The organism is Brevibacillus sp. NRS-1366, assembly GCF_050467985.1.
In genome coordinates this window covers 29,980-49,379 of record NZ_JBITPN010000020.1, presented here as the reverse complement: position 1 = coordinate 49,379, position 19,400 = coordinate 29,980, and the positions used below count along the sequence as shown (strand labels likewise).

16 protein-coding genes and 1 riboswitch are annotated in these 19,400 nt (G+C 47.3%); of the genes, 3 read left to right on the top strand and 13 right to left on the bottom strand.

Features of this window, described 5'->3' with window-relative positions; all coding sequences use genetic code 11:
* Positions 1 to 201 precede the first annotated feature (201 nt).
* Positions 202 to 420: a hypothetical protein gene (locus ACIFQN_RS13865; RefSeq protein WP_429833617.1), complete on the top strand. Its 219-nt coding sequence runs from the start codon at positions 202 to 204 to the stop codon at positions 418 to 420.
* Between the two features lie 21 nt (positions 421 to 441).
* Here the strand turns inward: ACIFQN_RS13865 and ACIFQN_RS13860 are convergent, their stop codons facing one another.
* The 11 genes from ACIFQN_RS13860 to kdpF form a co-directional block, all read right to left on the bottom strand.
* Entirely contained in the window at positions 442 to 1,311 is an 870-nt protein-coding gene (locus ACIFQN_RS13860) for an arginase family protein (protein WP_429833616.1), read from the bottom strand.
* A 248-nt stretch (positions 1,312 to 1,559) separates the two neighbouring features.
* Positions 1,560 to 1,940 carry a RidA family protein gene (locus tag ACIFQN_RS13855; protein ID WP_429833615.1) on the bottom strand — a complete coding sequence of 127 codons (381 nt, stop codon included), beginning with the start codon at positions 1,938 to 1,940 and terminating at the stop codon, positions 1,560 to 1,562.
* A 60-nt stretch (positions 1,941 to 2,000) separates the two neighbouring features.
* Positions 2,001 to 3,179, bottom strand: coding sequence for a MalY/PatB family protein (locus ACIFQN_RS13850; RefSeq protein ID WP_429833614.1), 1,179 nt, complete (start codon positions 3,177 to 3,179; stop codon positions 2,001 to 2,003).
* Positions 3,180 to 3,265: 86 nt separating this feature from the next.
* On the bottom strand, positions 3,266 to 4,636 hold the full coding sequence (locus tag ACIFQN_RS13845; RefSeq protein ID WP_429833683.1) for an amino acid permease: 1,371 nt from the start codon (positions 4,634 to 4,636) through the stop codon (positions 3,266 to 3,268).
* A gap of 426 nt (positions 4,637 to 5,062) precedes the next feature.
* A complete protein-coding gene (locus ACIFQN_RS13840; RefSeq protein WP_429833613.1) occupies positions 5,063 to 5,704 on the bottom strand; it encodes a helix-turn-helix transcriptional regulator in 642 nt (213 codons plus the stop codon).
* A 202-nt stretch (positions 5,705 to 5,906) separates the two neighbouring features.
* Positions 5,907 to 6,659 (bottom strand): hypothetical protein, encoded by a 753-nt coding sequence (locus tag ACIFQN_RS13835; RefSeq protein ID WP_429833612.1) that lies wholly within the window; start codon positions 6,657 to 6,659, stop codon positions 5,907 to 5,909.
* 12 nt (positions 6,660 to 6,671) lie between these two features.
* Positions 6,672 to 9,002, bottom strand: coding sequence for a universal stress protein (locus ACIFQN_RS13830; RefSeq protein WP_429833611.1), 2,331 nt, complete (start codon positions 9,000 to 9,002; stop codon positions 6,672 to 6,674).
* A gap of 24 nt (positions 9,003 to 9,026) precedes the next feature.
* Positions 9,027 to 9,587 carry a potassium-transporting ATPase subunit KdpC gene (gene kdpC / locus ACIFQN_RS13825; RefSeq protein ID WP_429833610.1) on the bottom strand — a complete coding sequence of 187 codons (561 nt, stop codon included), beginning with the start codon at positions 9,585 to 9,587 and terminating at the stop codon, positions 9,027 to 9,029.
* A 34-nt stretch (positions 9,588 to 9,621) separates the two neighbouring features.
* Positions 9,622 to 11,661, bottom strand: a complete 2,040-nt coding sequence (kdpB, locus tag ACIFQN_RS13820) for a potassium-transporting ATPase subunit KdpB (protein ID WP_429833609.1) — start codon at positions 11,659 to 11,661, stop codon at positions 9,622 to 9,624.
* A 43-nt stretch (positions 11,662 to 11,704) separates the two neighbouring features.
* Positions 11,705 to 13,378, bottom strand: coding sequence for a potassium-transporting ATPase subunit KdpA (gene kdpA, locus ACIFQN_RS13815; protein WP_429833608.1), 1,674 nt, complete (start codon positions 13,376 to 13,378; stop codon positions 11,705 to 11,707).
* A 30-nt stretch (positions 13,379 to 13,408) separates the two neighbouring features.
* Positions 13,409 to 13,483: a K(+)-transporting ATPase subunit F gene (gene kdpF / locus ACIFQN_RS13810; protein WP_429833682.1), complete on the bottom strand. Its 75-nt coding sequence runs from the start codon at positions 13,481 to 13,483 to the stop codon at positions 13,409 to 13,411.
* Between the two features lie 457 nt (positions 13,484 to 13,940).
* Positions 13,941 to 14,085, bottom strand: a riboswitch (cyclic di-AMP (ydaO/yuaA leader).
* A gap of 457 nt (positions 14,086 to 14,542) precedes the next feature.
* On the opposite strand from kdpF, the gene ACIFQN_RS13805 reads away from it, so the two are divergent.
* The gene (locus ACIFQN_RS13805) at positions 14,543 to 14,911 is read left to right on the top strand and encodes a DUF2294 domain-containing protein (protein WP_429833607.1); all 369 of its coding nucleotides are present in this window, start codon (positions 14,543 to 14,545) and stop codon (positions 14,909 to 14,911) included.
* A gap of 68 nt (positions 14,912 to 14,979) precedes the next feature.
* Here ACIFQN_RS13805 and ACIFQN_RS13800 read toward each other — a convergent pair whose 3' ends face one another.
* Positions 14,980 to 15,180, bottom strand: a complete 201-nt coding sequence (locus tag ACIFQN_RS13800) for a copper ion binding protein (RefSeq protein ID WP_429833606.1) — start codon at positions 15,178 to 15,180, stop codon at positions 14,980 to 14,982.
* A gap of 79 nt (positions 15,181 to 15,259) precedes the next feature.
* On the bottom strand, positions 15,260 to 17,677 hold the full coding sequence (locus ACIFQN_RS13795) for a heavy metal translocating P-type ATPase (protein WP_429833605.1): 2,418 nt from the start codon (positions 17,675 to 17,677) through the stop codon (positions 15,260 to 15,262).
* Positions 17,678 to 17,933: 256 nt separating this feature from the next.
* On the opposite strand from ACIFQN_RS13795, the gene ACIFQN_RS13790 reads away from it, so the two are divergent.
* On the top strand, positions 17,934 to 19,388 hold the full coding sequence (locus ACIFQN_RS13790; RefSeq protein ID WP_429833604.1) for a stalk domain-containing protein: 1,455 nt from the start codon (positions 17,934 to 17,936) through the stop codon (positions 19,386 to 19,388).
* Positions 19,389 to 19,400: the final 12 nt, after the last annotated feature.

Here is a 19,400-nt window from a genome sequence, read left to right as displayed (position 1 = left end):
ATAACTAGGTGTCGCTCCTTTTCTCCATACCTGTCTAGTTTTTTAAACATAAGCAGGACTTCGACATGACAATCTAATCAGCAAAAACATATTACAATAGCCTCATTTACATATTATTTAATATATGTGATTATATTGGTAAATACTGTAACTTTACCCGCCGATGCAGCCAACACTGAATGTTAAAAGGGGTCATGTATTATGAAACAAAACGATGAAGAAGTGAAGAATGAAAGTCAAGAGACACCTTCCTTTAATTCGGTAACTGATCACTACAAGAACATTATAGGTGTGCCAACAAATAAGGTCGATATGAAAAAGATGCCGCGTGCTCTTCGTTTTTTTGGTTATTTTGTTTTTGCAATTATGGCGGCATGTTCTTTCATTTTTATTATCATGTACCTTTTGCAGTTTCTTTAGAAAAAAATCCAGTTCCTGTTCCTAAGAGCCAGCTACACGACTAGCCAACGCATCCACAAGCAGTTGAACAAGCCGTGTCGCCTGATCCCCATTCGTATCCCGGAGCGCAGAGAACTCGGTCACTTCCAAACCGATTACACGCGGATCACGCAACACAGTAGTCAACACAGACTCAGCTTCTTGCAGCGACAAGCCTGTCTCGCTCGGGGAATAGGCTGCAGCCATCGCCTCTTTATGCATCACATCCACGTCGAAATGAACCAATATTTTGACATCTTCCGGGATGGTTTGCATGACAGCCTTGATACGCTCAATGATATTGCCTGCTAAAAGCTGCTCCAACGTCATCACGTCCACACCGTAGGTCGCCTCTGGCATCTGCTGACACCCGACCACTCGCATCCGATCCGCACTCCATCCGCTGGGCAAGGTCCAGACCCCCTCGTCTTGCAGCAAAAACCACAGACCCATACCAGCTGCGCCAATCGAGCGCGATGCCACGGGAATAACCGCATCAAAATGACCGTCGATGACTACGAGGTACGCATTGTCTCCATAACGTGCCCGGTGAGCCTGCGCCACCCCCACGATGAGACTGCAATCACCGCCCAGCATCAAGACAAAATCCTCTGGATCGAACCATTCATACGCCTCTTTTTGCAGCAAATCCCACAACATGCGAGGTGCAGGCCAGTTGCGGACAGGGGGAATGTTGTGACGAGGCAAATAATCAGGTAGCCTCAGATTTCCGATATCTTGAACATCCAGACCAGACTGCTGTAGCTGCAAAACCAGGCCTGCCTTGCGCAAAGCATCTGGAGCAAGCTCCGTTCCCGAAACCAATGCCCCTGTATAGTGCGGTATGCCAACGACTTTTACGTAAATAGCCAATCCCTCCTGTTTCATTCGGTATGTAAATGTAACCAGTATATCACAGCCCTATAGCCTAAAAAATGGATCATGGCTTTACCTACTGTAAGCGACCAGCTTTTCTTTTCCCTCGTTCGTTTGGAAGGATTCTCTTGGGTTGAAAACATAAACATGAAAAAGCCACCGCCTGCCGTCTCCAGCAAACGATGGCTACCCGCTTTACAGTTCCTCGTCAATTCCGCCTAAATCCATGTGGCTATCCTATGTCTTTATTTTTTATGCGCAATCGCTTCAATTTCAATCAACGTATCTTTCGGTAGTCTACTAACTTCCACGCAGGCTCGTGCTGGTGGATTGTCTACAAAATATTCACCGTAAATTTTATTCACTTTCGGGAAGTCATTCATGTCTTTAATAAATATGGTTGTTTTTAGCACATCATCAACACCTGCGCCGGCTGCTTTTAAAATTTCAATCAGATTTTGAATGGAACGATGCGTTTGTTCTTCGATATCTGAAGATACAATTTCTGATGTGTCAGGGTCCAACGGGATTTGCCCCGATACAAAAATCAATCCTGATAATTCAATAGCTTGTGAATAGGGTCCAATTGCAGAAGGGGCTAATGATGTTTGCACTACTTTTTTCACATGTATCACTCCTATTATGGTTCGCTACGTTCATACTCCATTTGCATTGCCAAGGCTGCTTTATTTGAGCTGATCATAGGCATTTTTTATTCTTTGAAGCCCTTGTTCAAGAATTTGTTTCGGACACCCAATATTAATCCTGATAAAACCACTTCCGCCTGTACCCAATGAATAGCCTTGGTTGACAATGGTCCTCGCTTGATCTTCAAAAAATGACGTTAATTCTGAATCTGACATACCCAGAAAATTGAAGTCCAGCCAAACAAAATAGGTTGATTCTGGCTTGTACACTTTCACTTCGGGTAAATTAATTTTCATAAACTCATAAACAGTATGATAATTTCCTTCTACATACGTCATGAGTTGCTCGATCCACTCATCACAATGCGCAAATGCCGCTTCTGTCGCAACATGTCCAAAAATGCTCTCTCCAAAATGTTGATCGTTTTTCAAGAGTTCATTCTGGTAAATCTCTTGAAATTTTTGATTTTCCGTGATGACTAGTGAATGTTTAAGCCCGGTAACATTGAATGATTTACTCGGTGAGGCCAGTGTAATGGTATTTAAGGAAACTTCTTTGGATATGGAAGCGATTGGAATGTGTGTATATCCCTCATAGGTCAAGCCCATATAAACTTCATCGGATAAAATGACAATCCCGTGCTGCAAACAAATATTTGCAATTTCGGTTAATTCCTCTCGCGTCCACACCCTGCCAACAGGATTCTGTGGATTACATAAAATAAGAAGTTTTGTTTTTGGTGAAATTTTCGCTTTAAAGTCCTCGATATTAAAGATGTATTTACCATCCTTTATTTGCAAGGGGTTCTCTACAGTAATTCTACCGTTCGCATGAATAATCTCCTCAAAGACAAAATGAACGGGTGTTTGAATGATTACTTCGTCCCCAACCTCGGTCAGCCCATCGATAAACGATTGAAAGGCAGGATAAATGGAAAGACTGTTCGCAATCCACTCTTGCCTGATCTCCCAATTGCATCTTCGTTTAAACCAACCAATTATGGCATCGTAGTATGACTGCCTTTTATATGGATATCCAAAGTGTCCCACATCAACAACCTTTTGTATGGCATCAATAATGGGCTGAGCAGATTTAAAATCCATATCAGCTGTTCCAAAGCAAAGCAAGGAGTCATCGTTTTTGCGTTTCATCTGAGCTTCCCACTTCATCGTACTTAGCTTTGAACGATCTAAAACTTCATCAAAGTTATATTTCATATCACTGCTGCCAACGTATCCTGTCGGATATATTATGGCTCGCAGATTCCCCCCTTTTCACAATTTGTTTTTTTAACTAGTCATGGTCACATTTCAGCTTGCATTTTTTTCTTCGTTTTTGAATAGTAAATGATCACCAATAATGCATACCAGATGACCCCTACCATAACACCGATACGGGTATCGGATGTATAGGCAAGCATGACAATGATAAACGCTAAAACTGCTAAAGTAATATACGGCATAAACGAAGCAAACGGCATTTTGTATGCTAACCTATTTACCTCGTCTGCAGTTAGACTTTTTCGGAATTTGATCTGAGACAGTAAGATCATAGTCCATGTGAAAAAGGTAGAAAGTGTTCCAATACTTGCAAAATACATGAAGATTTGTTCCGGCACAATATAGTTCCCGATTACTGATAGAAATAGGATTGCTGCGAAAAAAAACACCGCATTTCTTGGAACACCATTTTTTGTTGCCCTGGCAAGTGCAGATGGAGCTTCTCCTCGATTCGCCAGATTAAATAGTATGCGTACTGCACCATACGTATTGCTATTAAAAGAAGATAAAGCTGCTGTAATGACGACAAAATTTATGATACCCGCCGCAGCTGGGATACCTAACTTTGTAAACATATTGACGAATGGACTACCAGTTGAACCTATTTCTGTCCATGGATACACGGAGAGAAGAACGATCATTGCACCTACATAAAAAATTAATATGCGCCAGAATACGTTATTAATAGCGGTTTTTAACGTTTTTTCAGGGTTTTTAACTTCAGCGGCAGTCATTGCTATCATTTCCATGCCGCCATAGGACCACATCACCAAGAATAAGGAAAGAAAAACACCTGATAAACCATTCGGCAAAAATCCCCCGTTATTCCATAGATTATCAAAGCCAATCGCAATACCGCCATTTCCAATACCAAAAATAATTAGGCCTAATCCGCTAATAATCATGAAGCCAATTGCGGCCACTTTTATCATTGAAAACCAATATTCAAACTCCCCAAAAAATTTTACATTTAATAAATTTATTGCAATCATGATAACAAATGTCGCAAGTGCCCAAATCCATTGCGGAACGTCTGGAAACCAAAATTTCATATAGATAGCAACTGCAGTGATTTCGGACATACAAAAAACAATAGTAGAAAATGTGTAATTCCATCCAACCGTAAACCCTGCAGCTGGCCCCAAGTAATTTCTTGCATACTGGCTAAAGGAGCCTGCCGTAGGGTCTTGAACCGCCATTTCGCCAAGAGCGCGCATGATAAAGTACATAAAGAAGCCGCCGATTGCATACGCCAAAATAACTCCCGGTCCTGCTATTTTTATGGCACTTGATGATCCTAAAAATAAGCCAACACCAATAGCACAGCCTAAGGACATGAGAACAATATGTCTTTGTTGTAACCCCTGTTGTAAACCTTGATCCTTAGAGCTCATATTTTGCATAAAATATCACTCTCCGTTGTTGTTTTTCGCAAAATAACCGTTTTTCTTACACTATTTCTTGATCGTTTAAAAGTAAGCGTTAACAATTCGATCAACAAAGGAATCAAGTAAAAGCTCTCTAGTATATCGATCTTATATCTATAGCTCTCCATCTCATCCACTCTTAGCTTTTTGTCTGCGGTCTTTCCTCCTTTTGTTGTCTATAGAAAATTCAAATAATTAGACCCGATTAGCTTCATGAAACAAATGGCTAGCAGCTTCTAAAACAAATCATAATATGTATTTTGAAGATTGTCTATAATAATTTATTTTCATGATGTATTTTTATTTTCAATAATAGAACGTCCTCTTATCGTTTCGGTAAACACAAAAAAAAGTATAGGAAATCATCTCCTATACTCCTTACAACTGCAAATACTATCTTTTTTTATTGAGGTACCTGTATATCGTAGGTTCAGAAGTCTTTAATCGTTGTGCAACCTCTGACACAGCTCCTTTTAATAAAAACACTCCTTGATCACTCAAGTTATGCACGATTTGTTTTTTTTCTTCTGGTGACATTCTTTCAGGCGATATACTTATACCCGAAAAAACGCTCTCCATCGTGTTCTTTATTAGATCATCCATCGATATATCAATATTTTCGGTTGTCTCCTTATTGTCAGTCTTGTTGTAAAAACTATCCAAAAGGCCTGATAGATAATTGTTAAAAGAAATTAATTCAGTCAAATTATTGTTTACACATAACAAACCAATTAGTTCTTGGTCATTATTTTTAATAAAGAAGGTAGACGAGTTTAAAATTTTATTATCGATTGTCCGACCATTGTTAACAACATAGTCTTGTTTTTTGTAATATTCTTCTTTAATGAGCTTTAGAGCGAGGTTGGTTATTGGTCCACCTACTTCCCTTCCACTGATATGCCCGTTCACAATACAAATGATTGAATTTTCGAAATTTGATGCATCATGAAGAACGATTTCATAATTGATCCCGCAAATTTTCCCGATAAATTCAACCAAAGGAACGTACGATTTTAAAATTTCCTGATTGTTCATTACTTCCTCCATCTATTTCAACGAATATAATGTGTACTGAATGTAATCAAAGCTAGGTGTAGATAGAGCATTTTGACAGTGTATATCCTGCAATAATTTTATCAAAATGCAATAATATTGTCAGCTTGTATAGTGCGTACTTTTAACGATATGATAGCCAGTTCATGTCCGTTACTTCGGTGTATGAATATACATTAGTATATCATAATCTGGATTCTAAAAAATGGATCATGTCACTTACCGAAGGCTGCAGCCACCGATCCGGCATATTCCCCTGTTCCCCCAGAAGCAATTGAGCAGCGAGCGCATTCGGATGAATATCCGCACTTAAAAAATAGAGCTGTTCCCGCGGTTTGGGGATCGCATCCATCACCTCTACGCATTTGCAGATGTACGCTTGCAGCGCATCCCGATAGGCTGGAGCGGTTAGTGCCGTTCCACTCCAAACGTCCACTCCGGTCAATGCCTTCGCATGGGCCGCATCCAAGCTTTTAGCGAGAGAACAGACGACAAACAGCAATTGCTCCGGCGCTAGCTTGTAGCGTTTTTGATACTGCTTGATGAACCTTGCAATGGTTGCATTCCACGATGGCGTATCATAGCTGCCCAGATCGGGAATGCATTTGAGGACACCTACTAGCTGTTCCTCTTTTTTGACAAACAGCAGGCCATCCTGGACCTGAAAAGAGAACCCAGGCAAGCGCTCCAAAAGAAACTCTCCTACTCTCTCATGCATGACGCGCGAGATTCGCTGCGACGATTTACGCTTTAATTTTTGCCGCACACGCACGTCTTCTTCCTCCAAATAGACCCGTGTCAGACGGGAAAACAAAAGCGCTTCCATACTTGGCTCCTCTTGTTTGCCCCGTTCGACACATTCTCTCGTCAGGCAGTCCAAACGGCTATAAGCTTTAGCCAAGCTTTGATCCCATCGCCCCTCTTTTGCTGTGCCCATGGTTATCCTCCCTCACGTCGTATCGGGTGCATGATCGGCTACAACCAGCACATCCATATGTCGCACTTCCCGCAGCAATCGCTGAATCACTGAGCCGCCGCAAATTTCTTTCCACCTCGTCCTCGCTGATTGACCGATCACTACCTGTGTCGTATTTTTTTCGTTCATGTGCAAGACGAGCTTGGTAAACACCTTTCGTTTGGATGCTGCCTCGTACTTCTCAAAGCGACCGCCGAGCCGCTCCGTCAATTTCTTCAGCTTTTCCAACTGCGTCCTTTCTTCGTCGGTCAGCGGCTCATGATCCTGTACATAGGCTGCGTGCCAGGATGCTTTCAGCCTGTATGCGATACGAAAACCACGGCGAATCAAGCGTTCGCTATCTGCACGTAAATTGACGCAGACAAAAATCACTTCCTGCTGCCTCCAAGGTCCCCGCAGTGTCCGGCGCTCCCATGCTTCCAGCCGCTCGTCGACGTCATCAGCCACTTCGCGCAATGCAAGCTCCCGCAGAGCGATGAGATTCCCTGTTTTAAAAAAATGGGTCAGCGACTGTTCCATCTTTTCCATCGCATAAATATTGCCCTCGCGCATCCGCTGACGCAATGCCTTGGGCGAGATGTCGATCAGCTCTACCTCATCTGCCTGATGCAGAATATGGTCGGGGACCGTCTCGCGCACACGAATTCCCGTAATTTGTTCGACACTGTCATTTAAGCTTTCGAGATGTTGAATATTCATCGTAGAGATGACAGAAATACCCGCGTCCAGAATCCTTTCTACATCTTGGTACCTCTTCTCAAGCTGACTTCCCCATACATTGGTATGCGCCAATTCATCGACCAGCACCACCTCGGGATTGCGCCGAATAATCTCGTCCGTATCCATTTCCTCCAGCGTGACATTTTTGTACGGAATACGCTTGCGGGGAAGCAAGGGAAGATGGCCCACCTGTTCGCTCGTTTCTTTTCGTCCATGTGTTTCCAAGAGACCAATTACGACATCAATGCCGTTTTGGGCCAGCTCGTTTCCTTCTCGCAGCATCGTATATGTTTTGCCGACTCCCGGGGCTGCCCCAACGTAAACCTTCAAGGTACCGCGCCGGATTTTCCCGATTTCCTGCTCCATTTCCGCCTCGGAAAGTCGGCGGTACGGATTGAATGGTGCCGTTTCCCTGCGTTTGGTTGGCATGACGCGCTCTCCGTCCCGTTTTGACCTATCCGCCACGATCAAAATGTCGATATTCTTCGTTTGCCGCAATATTTTATGGACGATGGAGCCATACCAAATCTCTTCCCAGCGCGTTCGCTTGGATTGGCCCATCACGATGCGAGTCACATTGTTATCCATCGCGTAGGCAACGAGCTCACCCGCCACATCCTGATCCCACTGCAACGTCTGTTCGTCGAATACTCCCCCCACTTTATCCACCAGCTTCATCATCGCCCGTTTAAAGGTAGCTTCTTCCTTCGTCAGCTGTTTCGATGCAGGACGAAAGCAGACGACCAAAAGCTCTCCGCCGAGGCGCTTGGCTACCTGTTGGCCGCGCCGAACCAATATGGACCCATTCCAATGATATTGGGCCGATACCAGTATCCTCTCCGTTGCCCCGGACGCTCCCACCATGCCGTGCTTTTCCCGGTATTCCTCCAAGTCTTCATTCACTCCAGTGGCTACAAAGCGAAGCGCCAGCTCCCGCAGCACATGCAGATTATCTTTTTGCAGCAAAGGATGCTTAATGCGAGTCGGATTACTCTCGTCATCTTGCAGGCGCTTGAGGATCGCCTCTGGTGTTACGTCCAAAAGCTTTACCTCATCCGCTTGCGCCAGCGTGTCTTCGGGTACACACTGTTGGATTTGCACCTCGATTTTGGTCAGCCTTTCCGCCATTTCTTTCATACCCGATAGCTCGTATATGTTCACCGTCGTAATGACACTAATATTGTGATTGAGCAAGGTTTGGACATCTTCAAAGCGAGTCAGGCGCGGCGCATTCGGTCGATTGCGGCATGCCAAGCCATCCACCAGCACCACTTCGGGGTCACGAACGATCAGCGCCTCCACATCCAGATCGTGCCTCACTCCCCCTAGATGGTTCCATTCGATGGAAGGGATTTGTTCCAAACCTTCCCGCTTTTGTGCCAGCTTCGGATGTATGGCTTCGCCTGTCCCTGCGATTACGACATCGATTCCCTTTCTCTTCAAGCTCTGTCCTTCCATCAATAGGTGAAACGTCTTGCCGGAACCACTGACAGCCCCCAGTATGATCTTCAGTCTGCCCCGATGCATTTTGGATATGGACTGCAAGATTTCCTCCGGAGATTTCTTTCGAAACTGCTCGACCATCTTGAAGCCCTCCTGTTTGGCGTCTTATTTCAATTGATCCAAGGCCAGATTCAGCTTCAATACATTTACCCGCGGCTCTCCGAATACCCCCATGCTTCTGCCTTCCGTATGTTCCGCAATCAGGGCGTGCAGCTTCGCAGGGTCGAGGTTGCGTGCCCGGGCTACCCGCTCTACCTGAATGCTAGCGGCTTGGGGCGAGATGTGCGGGTCCAGTCCAGAGCCAGAATTGGTCAATAAATCGGCAGGGATATCTGCCTCTTTTACACCAGGATTGGCTTTTAAAAAAGCGGCAATATCCTTTTGTGTACGTTCAATCAGGGCAGGATTGGACGATGCGTAGTTGTTCGAGCCAGATCCAGCCGCGTTGTTATCTATAGAAGAAATACGCCCCCAAAAGTACTTCGGATCGGTAAAAGTTTGCCCAATCAGCTCTGAGCCAACCACCTTCCCGCTCTCGTCCACGATCAGACTGCCGTTCGCTTGTGCAGGCATGACGACCCTAGCAATGCCCGTCATCGCCAGCGGGTAAGCGAGACCGCACATCAACAGCAGGACGAGACTAAGACGCAGATTTGTAAGCAACATATGCACTTCCCCTTTGCTTTCCTTTTCGATGTTGTTACACCAGATTCAATCCGACTAACACGAGGTCGATCAGCTTAATCGCCACGAACGGAACCACAATTCCCCCCATGCCGTAGATGACCAGGTTGCGACTGAGCAGCTTTGTCGCGCTCATCGGCGTATATTTCACGCCCTTCATTGCAAGTGGAATCAGGATAGGAATGATGATCGCATTAAAGATCAGCGCCGACAAAATTGCACTTTGCGGTGTCGCTAGATTCATAATGTTGAGTGCATTCATCTGCGGGATGGCCAACATGAACATCGCCGGAATGATCGCAAAATATTTCGCCACATCGTTCGCGATGCTAAACGTCGTCAAGGCTCCGCGTGTCATCAACAACTGCTTGCCGATTGCAACGACTTCAATAATTTTGGTCGGATCGGAATCGAGGTCGACCATATTGGCAGCTTCTTTCGCTGCTACCGTACCGCTATTCATGGCCAGGCCGACATCAGCCTGGGCGAGGGCTGGTGCGTCATTCGTTCCGTCCCCTGTCATCGCCACCAGCTTGCCTTCTGCCTGTTCTTTGCGGATCAGCGCTATCTTGTCTTCTGGTTTGGCTTCTGCTACGAAATCGTCAACACCAGCTTCGCGGGCAATGGTGGCGGCCGTCAAAGGGTTATCCCCCGTACACATGACGGTGCGAATCCCCATGCGGCGCAGCTCTGCGAACCGCTCGCGCATACCGGGCTTCACGGTATCTTTTAAATAAATCAGCCCAAGTATGTTCGCCCCTGCCACTACAGCGAGTGGCGTGCCTCCAGCGCTCGCAATCTTCGTCGCTTTTTCTTCGAGATCGGATGGAATGGTTCCGCCTTGATCCGATACAGATCGCTTGATGGCGTCCACCGCTCCTTTACGGATGTGCGTCCCATCTGCCAGATTCGTACCGCTCATCCGCGTCTCCGCCTTGAATTCCACGCCTTCTGCGCCGGGAAGCTCCAGCTGTGCTGATTCGAGGCCATGCTTTTTCGCCAGCTCAATGATCGAGCGCCCTTCTGGTGTTTCATCGTAAATCGAGCTCTGTGCTGCTGTTTTGTTCAACTGCTCCTGACTGGTCTTGCCTACCTTCACGAATTCGGCAGCCATCCGGTTCCCAAATGTAATCGTCCCCGTTTTATCGAGAATGATCGTGTTGATGTCTCCCGATGCCTCCACCGCCTTCCCGGACATCGCAATCACGTTAAACTGCGTGACACGGTCCATCCCGGCAATTCCGATCGCGGACAAGAGTCCCCCAATGGTAGTCGGAATCAAGCAGACAAGCAGCGCAACCAATGTCGCGACAGGGATCGCTGCATGCACGTATGCCGCAATCGGCGACAAGGTCGTGCAGACAATCAGGAAAATGAGCGTAAGACTGACGAGCAGGGTATTGAGAGCAATTTCATTGGGGGTCTTTTGCCGCTTGGCTCCCTCGACCAGTGAAATCATGCGATCCAGAAACGATTCTCCAGGATCAGTCGTCACACGCACTCGGATGCTGTCACTTACGACACGCGTACCTCCCGTAACAGAGCTGAAGTCTCCACCCGCTTCCTTGATCACAGGGGCAGATTCCCCTGTAATCGCAGACTCGTCGACAGAAGCGACTCCCCAGACAATTTCTCCGTCGCTAGGGATGATCTCGCCCGTTTCTACAAGGACCAGATCGCCTTTTCGCAGCTGTGTCGAGCTGACCATTTGGAATGAGCCGTCTTTCATAGCCCTGCGCGCTTTTGTATCTTGTTTGGTTTTCTTGAGGCTTGCCGCCTGTGCCTTACCTCGCCCCTCCGCCAATGCCTCAGCGAAGTTGGCAAACAAAATCGTCACGAACAGAATCAGACTGACGACACCGTTATTAACAGGGTCTGATACCCCTCCGAACAGATTAGGGAGAAGCGTGAGGAGGAGTGTAATGACAAACCCTACCTCTACCACAAACATGACCGGGTTTTTCATCATTACTCGTGGGTCCAGTTTTTTGAAAGACGCAACAAACGCCTGTCGGTATAAATCTTTTGGAAGCGCTACTGTGCGCGTTCTACTCATCGAAATATCTCCTTTGCCTCTAGTTTCGCGAGATAAGCAGCCGTTATCGCAGGGTCAGCCACTCAGCGACAGGACCTAATGCAAGCACAGGTAAAAAGGTCAGGGCCCCTACGATCACCACAGTGGCAATCAAAATCACCAAGAATACATGGTTATCCGTACGCAGCGTCCCCATCGTCTCCGGCACCGGCACTTTGACGAGCAGTGATCCCGCCACTGCCAGCATCGCTATAATCGAGACATAACGACCGAACAGCATGACCAGACCTGTGGAAATATTCCAGAAAGGCGTGTTATCCCTCAATCCTTCAAAACCAGAGCCGTTGTTGGCTGCCGAAGAGGTGAATTCATACAGCACCTGAGAAATGCCGTGAAACCCGGGGTTGCTGATGCCTGCCGTTCCCATATCTGTCGCCATTGCAATCGCGGTAGGAGCCAAAATAATCAATGGATGAGCGAGAATCGTGATCGCAATCAGCTTCATCTCTTTACCCTCGATCTTGCGTCCCAAAAATTCAGGTGTTCGCCCTACCATCAGCCCGGCGATAAAGACAGCCAGGATGGCGTACATCAGGATGTTGACGGTACCTACCCCGTCTCCCCCAAATACGCAGTTGAGCATCATTTCACCCAAAGGCACCAATCCACCAAGTGGCGTCAGTGTATCGTGCATATTGTTGACGGTCCCGGTCGTTGCTGCTGTCGTGACTGCGGTAAACAGGGCACTTTGGGCAATGCCAAAACGTACTTCCTTGCCTTCCATGCTGCCCATCACTTGGGACAATCCTGCCCGCTGCAAAGCTGGATTCCCATTGATCTCATTGGTGTAGGCCGTAGCCAGAAAGACCAGGAACATCGCTCCCATCGCGCCAAAGATGATCCACCCTTGTCTATTGCTTTTTGCCATATGCCCAAAAGCTAGAGGCAGCGACGCTGGTATGAGAAACATCGAAAGGATCTCCAGCACGTTGGTCCACGGTGTTGGATTTTCAAACGGATGGGATGAATTCACCCCGAAGAATCCGCCGCCGTTTGTCCCCAAATGCTTGATAGCTACGAGGGAGGCGACAGGGCCGCGAGCGATCTGCTGCTCTGCACCGCTAATCGTTGTCGCAGTCGCTGTCGGCTCCATCGTTTGCGGTACGCCCTGTGCTACGAGCAGCAGCGTCATCACAATAGCCAAAGGTAGCAGTACCCGCGTATGCGCCCGGACCAGGTCGACATAAAAGTTGCCGATGCTGCGTTGACCTGTCAGCCCGCGCATGAAAGCCATGACAACAGCGATCCCAGTAGCAGGCGTCGTAAACATCAGGTAAATAATCACTATCATTTGCGAAAGGTAAGACAGTCCGCTCTCGCCGCTATAATGCTGAAGATTGGTATTCGTCACAAAACTCACTGCCGTGTTGAACGACAGCAGAGGGTCCATCGCAGCGATCCCGCTTGGATTGCCAGGCAGCACTCCCTGCAGGCGAAGCAACACATAAGCGACTGCAACCATGGCCATATTGCTCATCAGAACAGCTACCGCGTATTGCTTCCAGGTCATGTCTGCCATGCGAATCCCGGAAAGCTTGTAAATCCCCTTTTCCAGCCAGCCAAATAGAGAGTCCAGACTCGTCGCATCCAGTGAAAACGCACGAGCCAGATATCGTCCCATCGGTATCGCCAGAATCAGCAGTACCACCAAAACCAACGCCATTTGTAAAAAATCCACGACAGCTCCTCCTAACCTCAATATGAATCGTTAGTATTTTTCCGGGTAGATCAGTGCATGGCACAAATACAGTGCAAGACCAGCCACGATAATCAGGAGCACCATCATTTTTCTTTCCCTCCCTGTTCATTTACTACAGCATCACAAAATTTGATGAGTGCAAAAAATACCCCGAATGAAAGGGCCAAGAGCAGTATGGAAACGACATCCATTGTTATACCTCCTTTTCCTGTTTGGCCTACCCGAAATAAAAATAGACCAATGCTTACCCATTCCCCGTAGATCGTCACAGATGACCGGCATAAGATGGCATAGACGAAGAAACTCGCCCACATCCAGCGGCAAAACGATCGTTTATCGGAGAAAAAGTACTCATTGGTCTACCTAACGCCCAGCCGACAATGATGTTGCCCTCTTTGCGTTTTGTCTCCCGTTTCCTTTTTCGCGAAAACAGCTTATTCTTTTTTGGGCATAACGAAAAGACCTGCAAAATATTTCGAGTAAAACCTCTTGCCATCTAAATCAGATAACAAAAAAGGCCTCCTCAAATAGGCGGTCTTTAGACCTCCCTCGCTTTAGCCTACGAAGTTAGCTGACGGGTAGGATGGCGAAAGAGTTTCTCATCCCTTCCACAAATTCGTGGAATTAACCCCTACGTAATTGGGTCCTCCGTTCCCGAGTGCCTCGGGATTAGGCCAAGATCTGCAATTGTTGGTTACGAGTCTCATTATACGTCCGGCATAATCCGTTGTTAATGTTCTGTTTCTGGCTTTTTTGCACGATTTGTTCATTCTTTATTGATGTAAGCGATTTAACCCCGTCAGGCCTCATCCGCTCACGATATTTCATGGATTCTCTCGCGTTTTCATTTGGAAGCCGGTTGATTGTCTCAAGTGAAAAATCACTTCGCGCCATCCTTGTTGACAGTCTCGCCAGCTGCTAAGTAAGATAAAGCAATATAAAAAAACCTCTATCGAGGCCTCCTCAAGGAGAAGCGACCGTGTTTTAGCGGAAGGTTTTACCGAAGTAATACTGGATGCGGACGCTGAAGCACTTTGTTATGCGTTCCGGAAAGTTTAGCAAGCCAGACAAGTCTTTTTGGCGCAGGCAGGACCCTCGTCGCGCCCGATCGTACAAGGAAATGATTCATGGGAGGAATTACGGTTGCCCATCTCTAACAAAAAAAAGCTTGAAGCAGAAATTAGCGAAGCTTTTATCAAATTCCAACGTGATTTGATTGGGCGTGGACCGCAGGAGTCCAAGACATACATTGTCGGTGATATGGTGATTGTGCGCTTCAAGGGCGTCCTCACCGTAGAAGAAAAACACCTGTCCAGTCACGATAAAGGACGTCGGATCGTAAAAGAGATGCGCGAGGTACTGCGTGAAATGTATAGCGAGGAATCCGAAGAAATCGTAGAAAAGCTGACCGGATGCAAGGTCCTGTCCAGTCATAGCGATATCAGTACAAAAATGGGCGAGAGGATCGAGGTTTATGTACTGGACAAAGATTTGGAGAAATTGCTAGCGTAATCTATTTTAAAAAAGCTCCTGCCCGATCGGTGTTTCGGGTAGGAGCTTCTTCAGCTTTATGATCCGTTTTAGACGACGTCGTAGCCTTGTTCTTCGATCGCTTCCTTGATCGCTTCCAGAGTAACACCGTTTTCGTCGTAAGCAACTTCTACCGTTTTGGCTGCCAGGTTTACTTTGCCTTCTGCTCCCAGCTCTTTCAGTGTTTTTTCAACGGTGTTTACGCAATGATTGCAAGACATTCCCTCTACGTTCAATGTGATGTTTTTCATTCTCAATCTCTCCTTTGCGTCTATGTGTATAGAAATGCGGACAAGCCGCTTGTTGCTTTTTTGACCAGGCTGCTGGAGTTTACAGCTTCACCCGTTGTAGTCTTAGCGCATTGAGCACGACAGATACGGAACTGAATGCCATAGCTGCTCCGGCGAGCCAAGGCGCCAGAAATCCTAGTGCAGCAAAGGGAATGCCCAATGTATTGTAGGCAAATGCCCAGAAAAGATTTTGCTTGATGTTGCGAATAGTCCGCTTGCTCATTTCGATCGCGTCGGCGACACTCGTAAGCTCGCCACGCATCAGCGTAATATCTGCCGCCTCCATTGCCACATCTGTACCTGTGCCTATCGCCATACCGATATCTGCAGTGGCAAGGGCCGGAGCATCATTGATACCGTCTCCCACCATAGCTACCTTTTTGCCTTGTGCCTGCAGTTTTTTCACTTCTGCTGCCTTGCCCTCGGGCAGGACTTCGGCGATTACGTGATCGATTCCTGCCTCTCGCGCAATCGCTTCAGCAGTTTGGCGATTGTCACCCGTCATCATGATGACCGTCAATCCCATTGCCTTCATTCGCTCTACCGCTTGCTTCGAGGTCGGCTTGATCGTATCGGCTACGGCAATCAGTCCTGCAAGCTTGCCATTTATGACTGCCAGCATTGCGGTTTTCCCTGATTGCTCGAGCGCCAGCATCGTATCTCTAGCGGCCAGATAGGAGATCTGGTTTTGCTCAAGAAGGCGGCGGGTACCAACCAGTACTTCTTTTCCCGCAACGACTGCCCGAATACCAAAGCCAGGAATGGCCTCAAATGAAGATGTCTCTGCCAAGGAAATGCCTTTGTCAGCAATACCTCGGACGATAGCCTGTGCCAGTGGATGCTCTGAATTTTTCTCGGCTGCTCCCACCAATGACAGCAGCTCCTGCTCCTCTACATCAAAGGAGATTACATCTGTCAGCTCCGGTTCTCCTTTGGTGACTGTCCCTGTTTTATCCAGAACAATCGTATCCAGGTGATGAGCCGTCTCGAGGTGCTCCCCGCCTTTAAACAGGACGCCCAGCTCAGCCGCACGTCCCGAACCTGCCATGATGGAGGTTGGCGTAGCCAGACCGAGTGCACACGGACAAGCAATGACCAGTACTGCGATGGCTTTTTCCAGTGCTTCTGCAAAATTTCCGGGCATCACTGCAAAATACCATACCAGGAAGGTCAGGATCGCAATTCCCACGACAATCGGAACGAAAATCCCGGAAATGCTGTCTGCCAGCCGTTGAATCGGAGCTTTTGTTCCTTGCGCTTCTTCCACTACCTTGATGATTTGAGCCAATGCCGTTTCTTTTCCTACCTTGGTCGCTTGGATCTTTAGAAAGCCATTCTTATTGAGTGTTGCACCAATAACTGTATCGCCAGCGGCTTTATCTACAGGAATGCTTTCCCCGGTCAGCATGGATTCGTCTACCGCAGATTGCCCTTCCAGCACGAGCCCATCCACAGGTACTTTGTCACCAGGCTTCACATGAACGATATCACCTGGCCGTACTTCTTCTACTGGTATCGTCATCTCTACGCCACCGCGAATCACGACAGCCGTTTTGGCTTGGAGACCCATCAGCTTGCGAATGGCTTCTGACGAGCGGCCTTTGGCTTTTACTTCGAATAGCTTCCCGAGCAAAATCAGTGTAATCAAGACTGCGCTGGTCTCAAAGTACAGCTCCAGCATGTGTCCATGGGTACCAATCGAGGAGATCACGACATACAAACTGTAGAAGTAAGCAGCTGATGTACCGAGAGCGACCAGCACATCCATGTTTGCACTCTTGTTGCGGAGCGCTTTGTAAGCACCTACGTAAAACTGCGCGCCGATGATGAACTGTACGGGTGTCGCCAGTGCCAGCTGCACCCACGGATTCATCAAGAAATCTGGCAGCCAGATAAAAGAAGTAAAGGAAAAGTGACTAACCATCGACCATAGGAGTGGGAGCGAGAGAACCAGGGAAATCCAGAACTTTCTCGTCTGTCGCTGAATCTCTGCGGCCCGGCGGTCTACTTTTTGTTCGTCATTGCCTTCTTCCTTGCGCTGTGCCTGATAACCCAGCTTTTCGACCTGCCTGATCAAATCAGATATGCCGACATGTGATGAATCGTACTCGACGGTTGCCGTTTCCAATGCAAGATTGACGTTTGCCTTCAAGACGCCGGGCATTTTGTTCAGCCCTTTTTCTATCCGGGTTGAGCAGGCCGCACACGTCATGCCTGTTATGTTCAGCTCTACTCTGTCTGCCACGACACCGTAGCCAAGCGATTCAATCTTTGTGCGAATATCATCGAGGTTGGTCTTGGCCGGGTCATAGACGACTGTGGACTTTTCCAGTGCCAGGTTGACATTGGCAGTCTCTACGCCGTCCAGCTTTTTCAAACCCTTTTCAATGCGAAGCGCGCACGCGGCACATGTCATTCCTGAAATCGGAACAGTCGCTTCTGCTGTTTTGGCACTCATACTAATTCCCCCGCAACAGATACCCTTGTGGGGTATATTTTATCGTATTGTTCCCCCGAAAGCAATTTCTTATCCCACTCTCACTATACAATACCCCCCAAGAGTATATCAAGTAGTTTTTTAAAATTTTCCTGCCCAATTAGTAAAAACCGTACTGCAACTTTCCCGCTCCTCAGGTAGTCAAATCATATGGAAGAAATATCAAGCTCCTCGACAAAGGGATGTTCTATAAAGAAAGGAGCTAAAGGAGGAAAATATGAAGCGTTTGATGAGTTTGATCTTCGCGGTTTGCTTGTTATTGACCGTGGCATTGAACACAGCCATCGCCAAGGTTCCAGATGTAACAGTAAAAATCAACGGCGTTGTTCAATCCTTCGATGTGCCTCCCATCATCAAAAACGGACGTGTCCTGGTACCATTCCGCAAAATCTTTGAAAGCCTGGGAGCGCAGGTTACCTGGGACCCGAACGAGCGGGCCGTACATGCAGATAAATTCGGCACTCAGATCACTTTGATCATTGGTCAACCAACCGGCTATGTCATTACCCCAACCATCGGCGGAGGCAAAAACATAGAGAACTCACATAAACTGGACGTACCTCCAGAGATCAAAAACGGAAGGACACTCGTACCGCTCCGCTTTGTAAGTGAAAGCTTGGGCTCCAAAGTGGAATGGGTAGAAAAAGACAGAGTCGTGCTGATTACCGCTGCCGAACCCGCTTCGTTTCTTCCAGACAAAAATCTGGAGCACGCAATCCGCGAAATGCTCGGGATCAAAAACGGACCGCTTGGCACGGAAGATTTGAAATCGTTGAATCAGCTCATGATCACTTCCAGCGCGATTGATCTGACCGGGCTGGAACACGCGACCAACCTGAAAATTTTATCGCTTTCTGCCAAACAAGTAAACCATCTTGAGGTTCTCGGCTCTCTTTCTTCCCTGGAGGATCTTAACCTGTATTCTGTTCAAAACAAAGATGTTCGCTTCCTGGAAAAGCTCCTTCACTTGAAGAGCCTTCGCATTTCCGAAGTGCCCGTCGAGGATATCAGTCCGGTTAGCAAGCTTGGCGTATTGACTAGCCTTGCAGTTACCAATGCGCCGGTCAAGGATCTTCGTCCGCTGGTTGGGCTCAGCAAGCTTACGAGCCTTACACTGGAGAGTACGCAAGTCGCAGACCTGTCGCCACTGAAAAATATCAAGACGCTGGAATATTTGTCTATCTACAAAGCCCCTATGAAAGACATAACGCCGCTGCAAAATTTGTCCCTGTTAAGCGAAGTAGGATTGATGGAGACCGAGGTTTCCGATGGTACACCACTAGCCAGCCTGAAAAATCTGAAGTCGCTTTGGTTAACGGATACCAAGCTTACGACCATAGATTTTGTCACTGACCTGACCAATTTGGAATGGCTGAGTGTGCCGAGAAACCAGCTTCAATCCCTACCGTCTCTGAAAAAATTGACGAAATTGGCAACACTCCACCTTGATCACAACCCATTGAAAGACATTTCCCCGCTGGCGGGGCTCCCGGCTTTGCAAAAGCTTTCCCTGTCCGATACGAAGGTTGCGGACCTTTCTCCGCTTGCAACCTTGCCTTCCCTAAAGGAAGTGTATTTATTCCAAATCCCGGTAGATTGGAAAACGAATGCCGCAGCGCTAAAGGTACGGCAGCAGCTGGAGCAAAAAGGCGTGGAAGTCTCGATTAATTAGTTAAAGAACCGT

Excerpts from the sequence above, each read along its gene's own strand:
- ACIFQN_RS13790 (WP_429833604.1), top strand. The coding sequence starts at position 17,934 with ATGAAGCGTTTGATGAGTTTGATCTTCGCGGTTTGCTTGTTATTGACC.
- ACIFQN_RS13845 (WP_429833683.1), bottom strand. The coding sequence starts at position 4,636 with ATGAGCTCTAAGGATCAAGGTTTACAACAGGGGTTACAACAAAGACAT.
- ACIFQN_RS13800 (WP_429833606.1), bottom strand. The coding sequence starts at position 15,180 with ATGAAAAACATCACATTGAACGTAGAGGGAATGTCTTGCAATCATTGC.
- kdpC (WP_429833610.1), bottom strand. The coding sequence starts at position 9,587 with ATGTTGCTTACAAATCTGCGTCTTAGTCTCGTCCTGCTGTTGATGTGC.
- kdpB (WP_429833609.1), bottom strand. The coding sequence starts at position 11,661 with ATGAGTAGAACGCGCACAGTAGCGCTTCCAAAAGATTTATACCGACAG.
- ACIFQN_RS13865 (WP_429833617.1), top strand. The coding sequence starts at position 202 with ATGAAACAAAACGATGAAGAAGTGAAGAATGAAAGTCAAGAGACACCT.
- ACIFQN_RS13840 (WP_429833613.1), bottom strand. The coding sequence starts at position 5,704 with ATGAACAATCAGGAAATTTTAAAATCGTACGTTCCTTTGGTTGAATTT.
- ACIFQN_RS13830 (WP_429833611.1), bottom strand. The coding sequence starts at position 9,002 with ATGGTCGAGCAGTTTCGAAAGAAATCTCCGGAGGAAATCTTGCAGTCC.
- ACIFQN_RS13835 (WP_429833612.1), bottom strand. The coding sequence starts at position 6,659 with ATGGGCACAGCAAAAGAGGGGCGATGGGATCAAAGCTTGGCTAAAGCT.
- ACIFQN_RS13795 (WP_429833605.1), bottom strand. The coding sequence starts at position 17,677 with ATGAGTGCCAAAACAGCAGAAGCGACTGTTCCGATTTCAGGAATGACA.
- ACIFQN_RS13850 (WP_429833614.1), bottom strand. The coding sequence starts at position 3,179 with ATGAAATATAACTTTGATGAAGTTTTAGATCGTTCAAAGCTAAGTACG.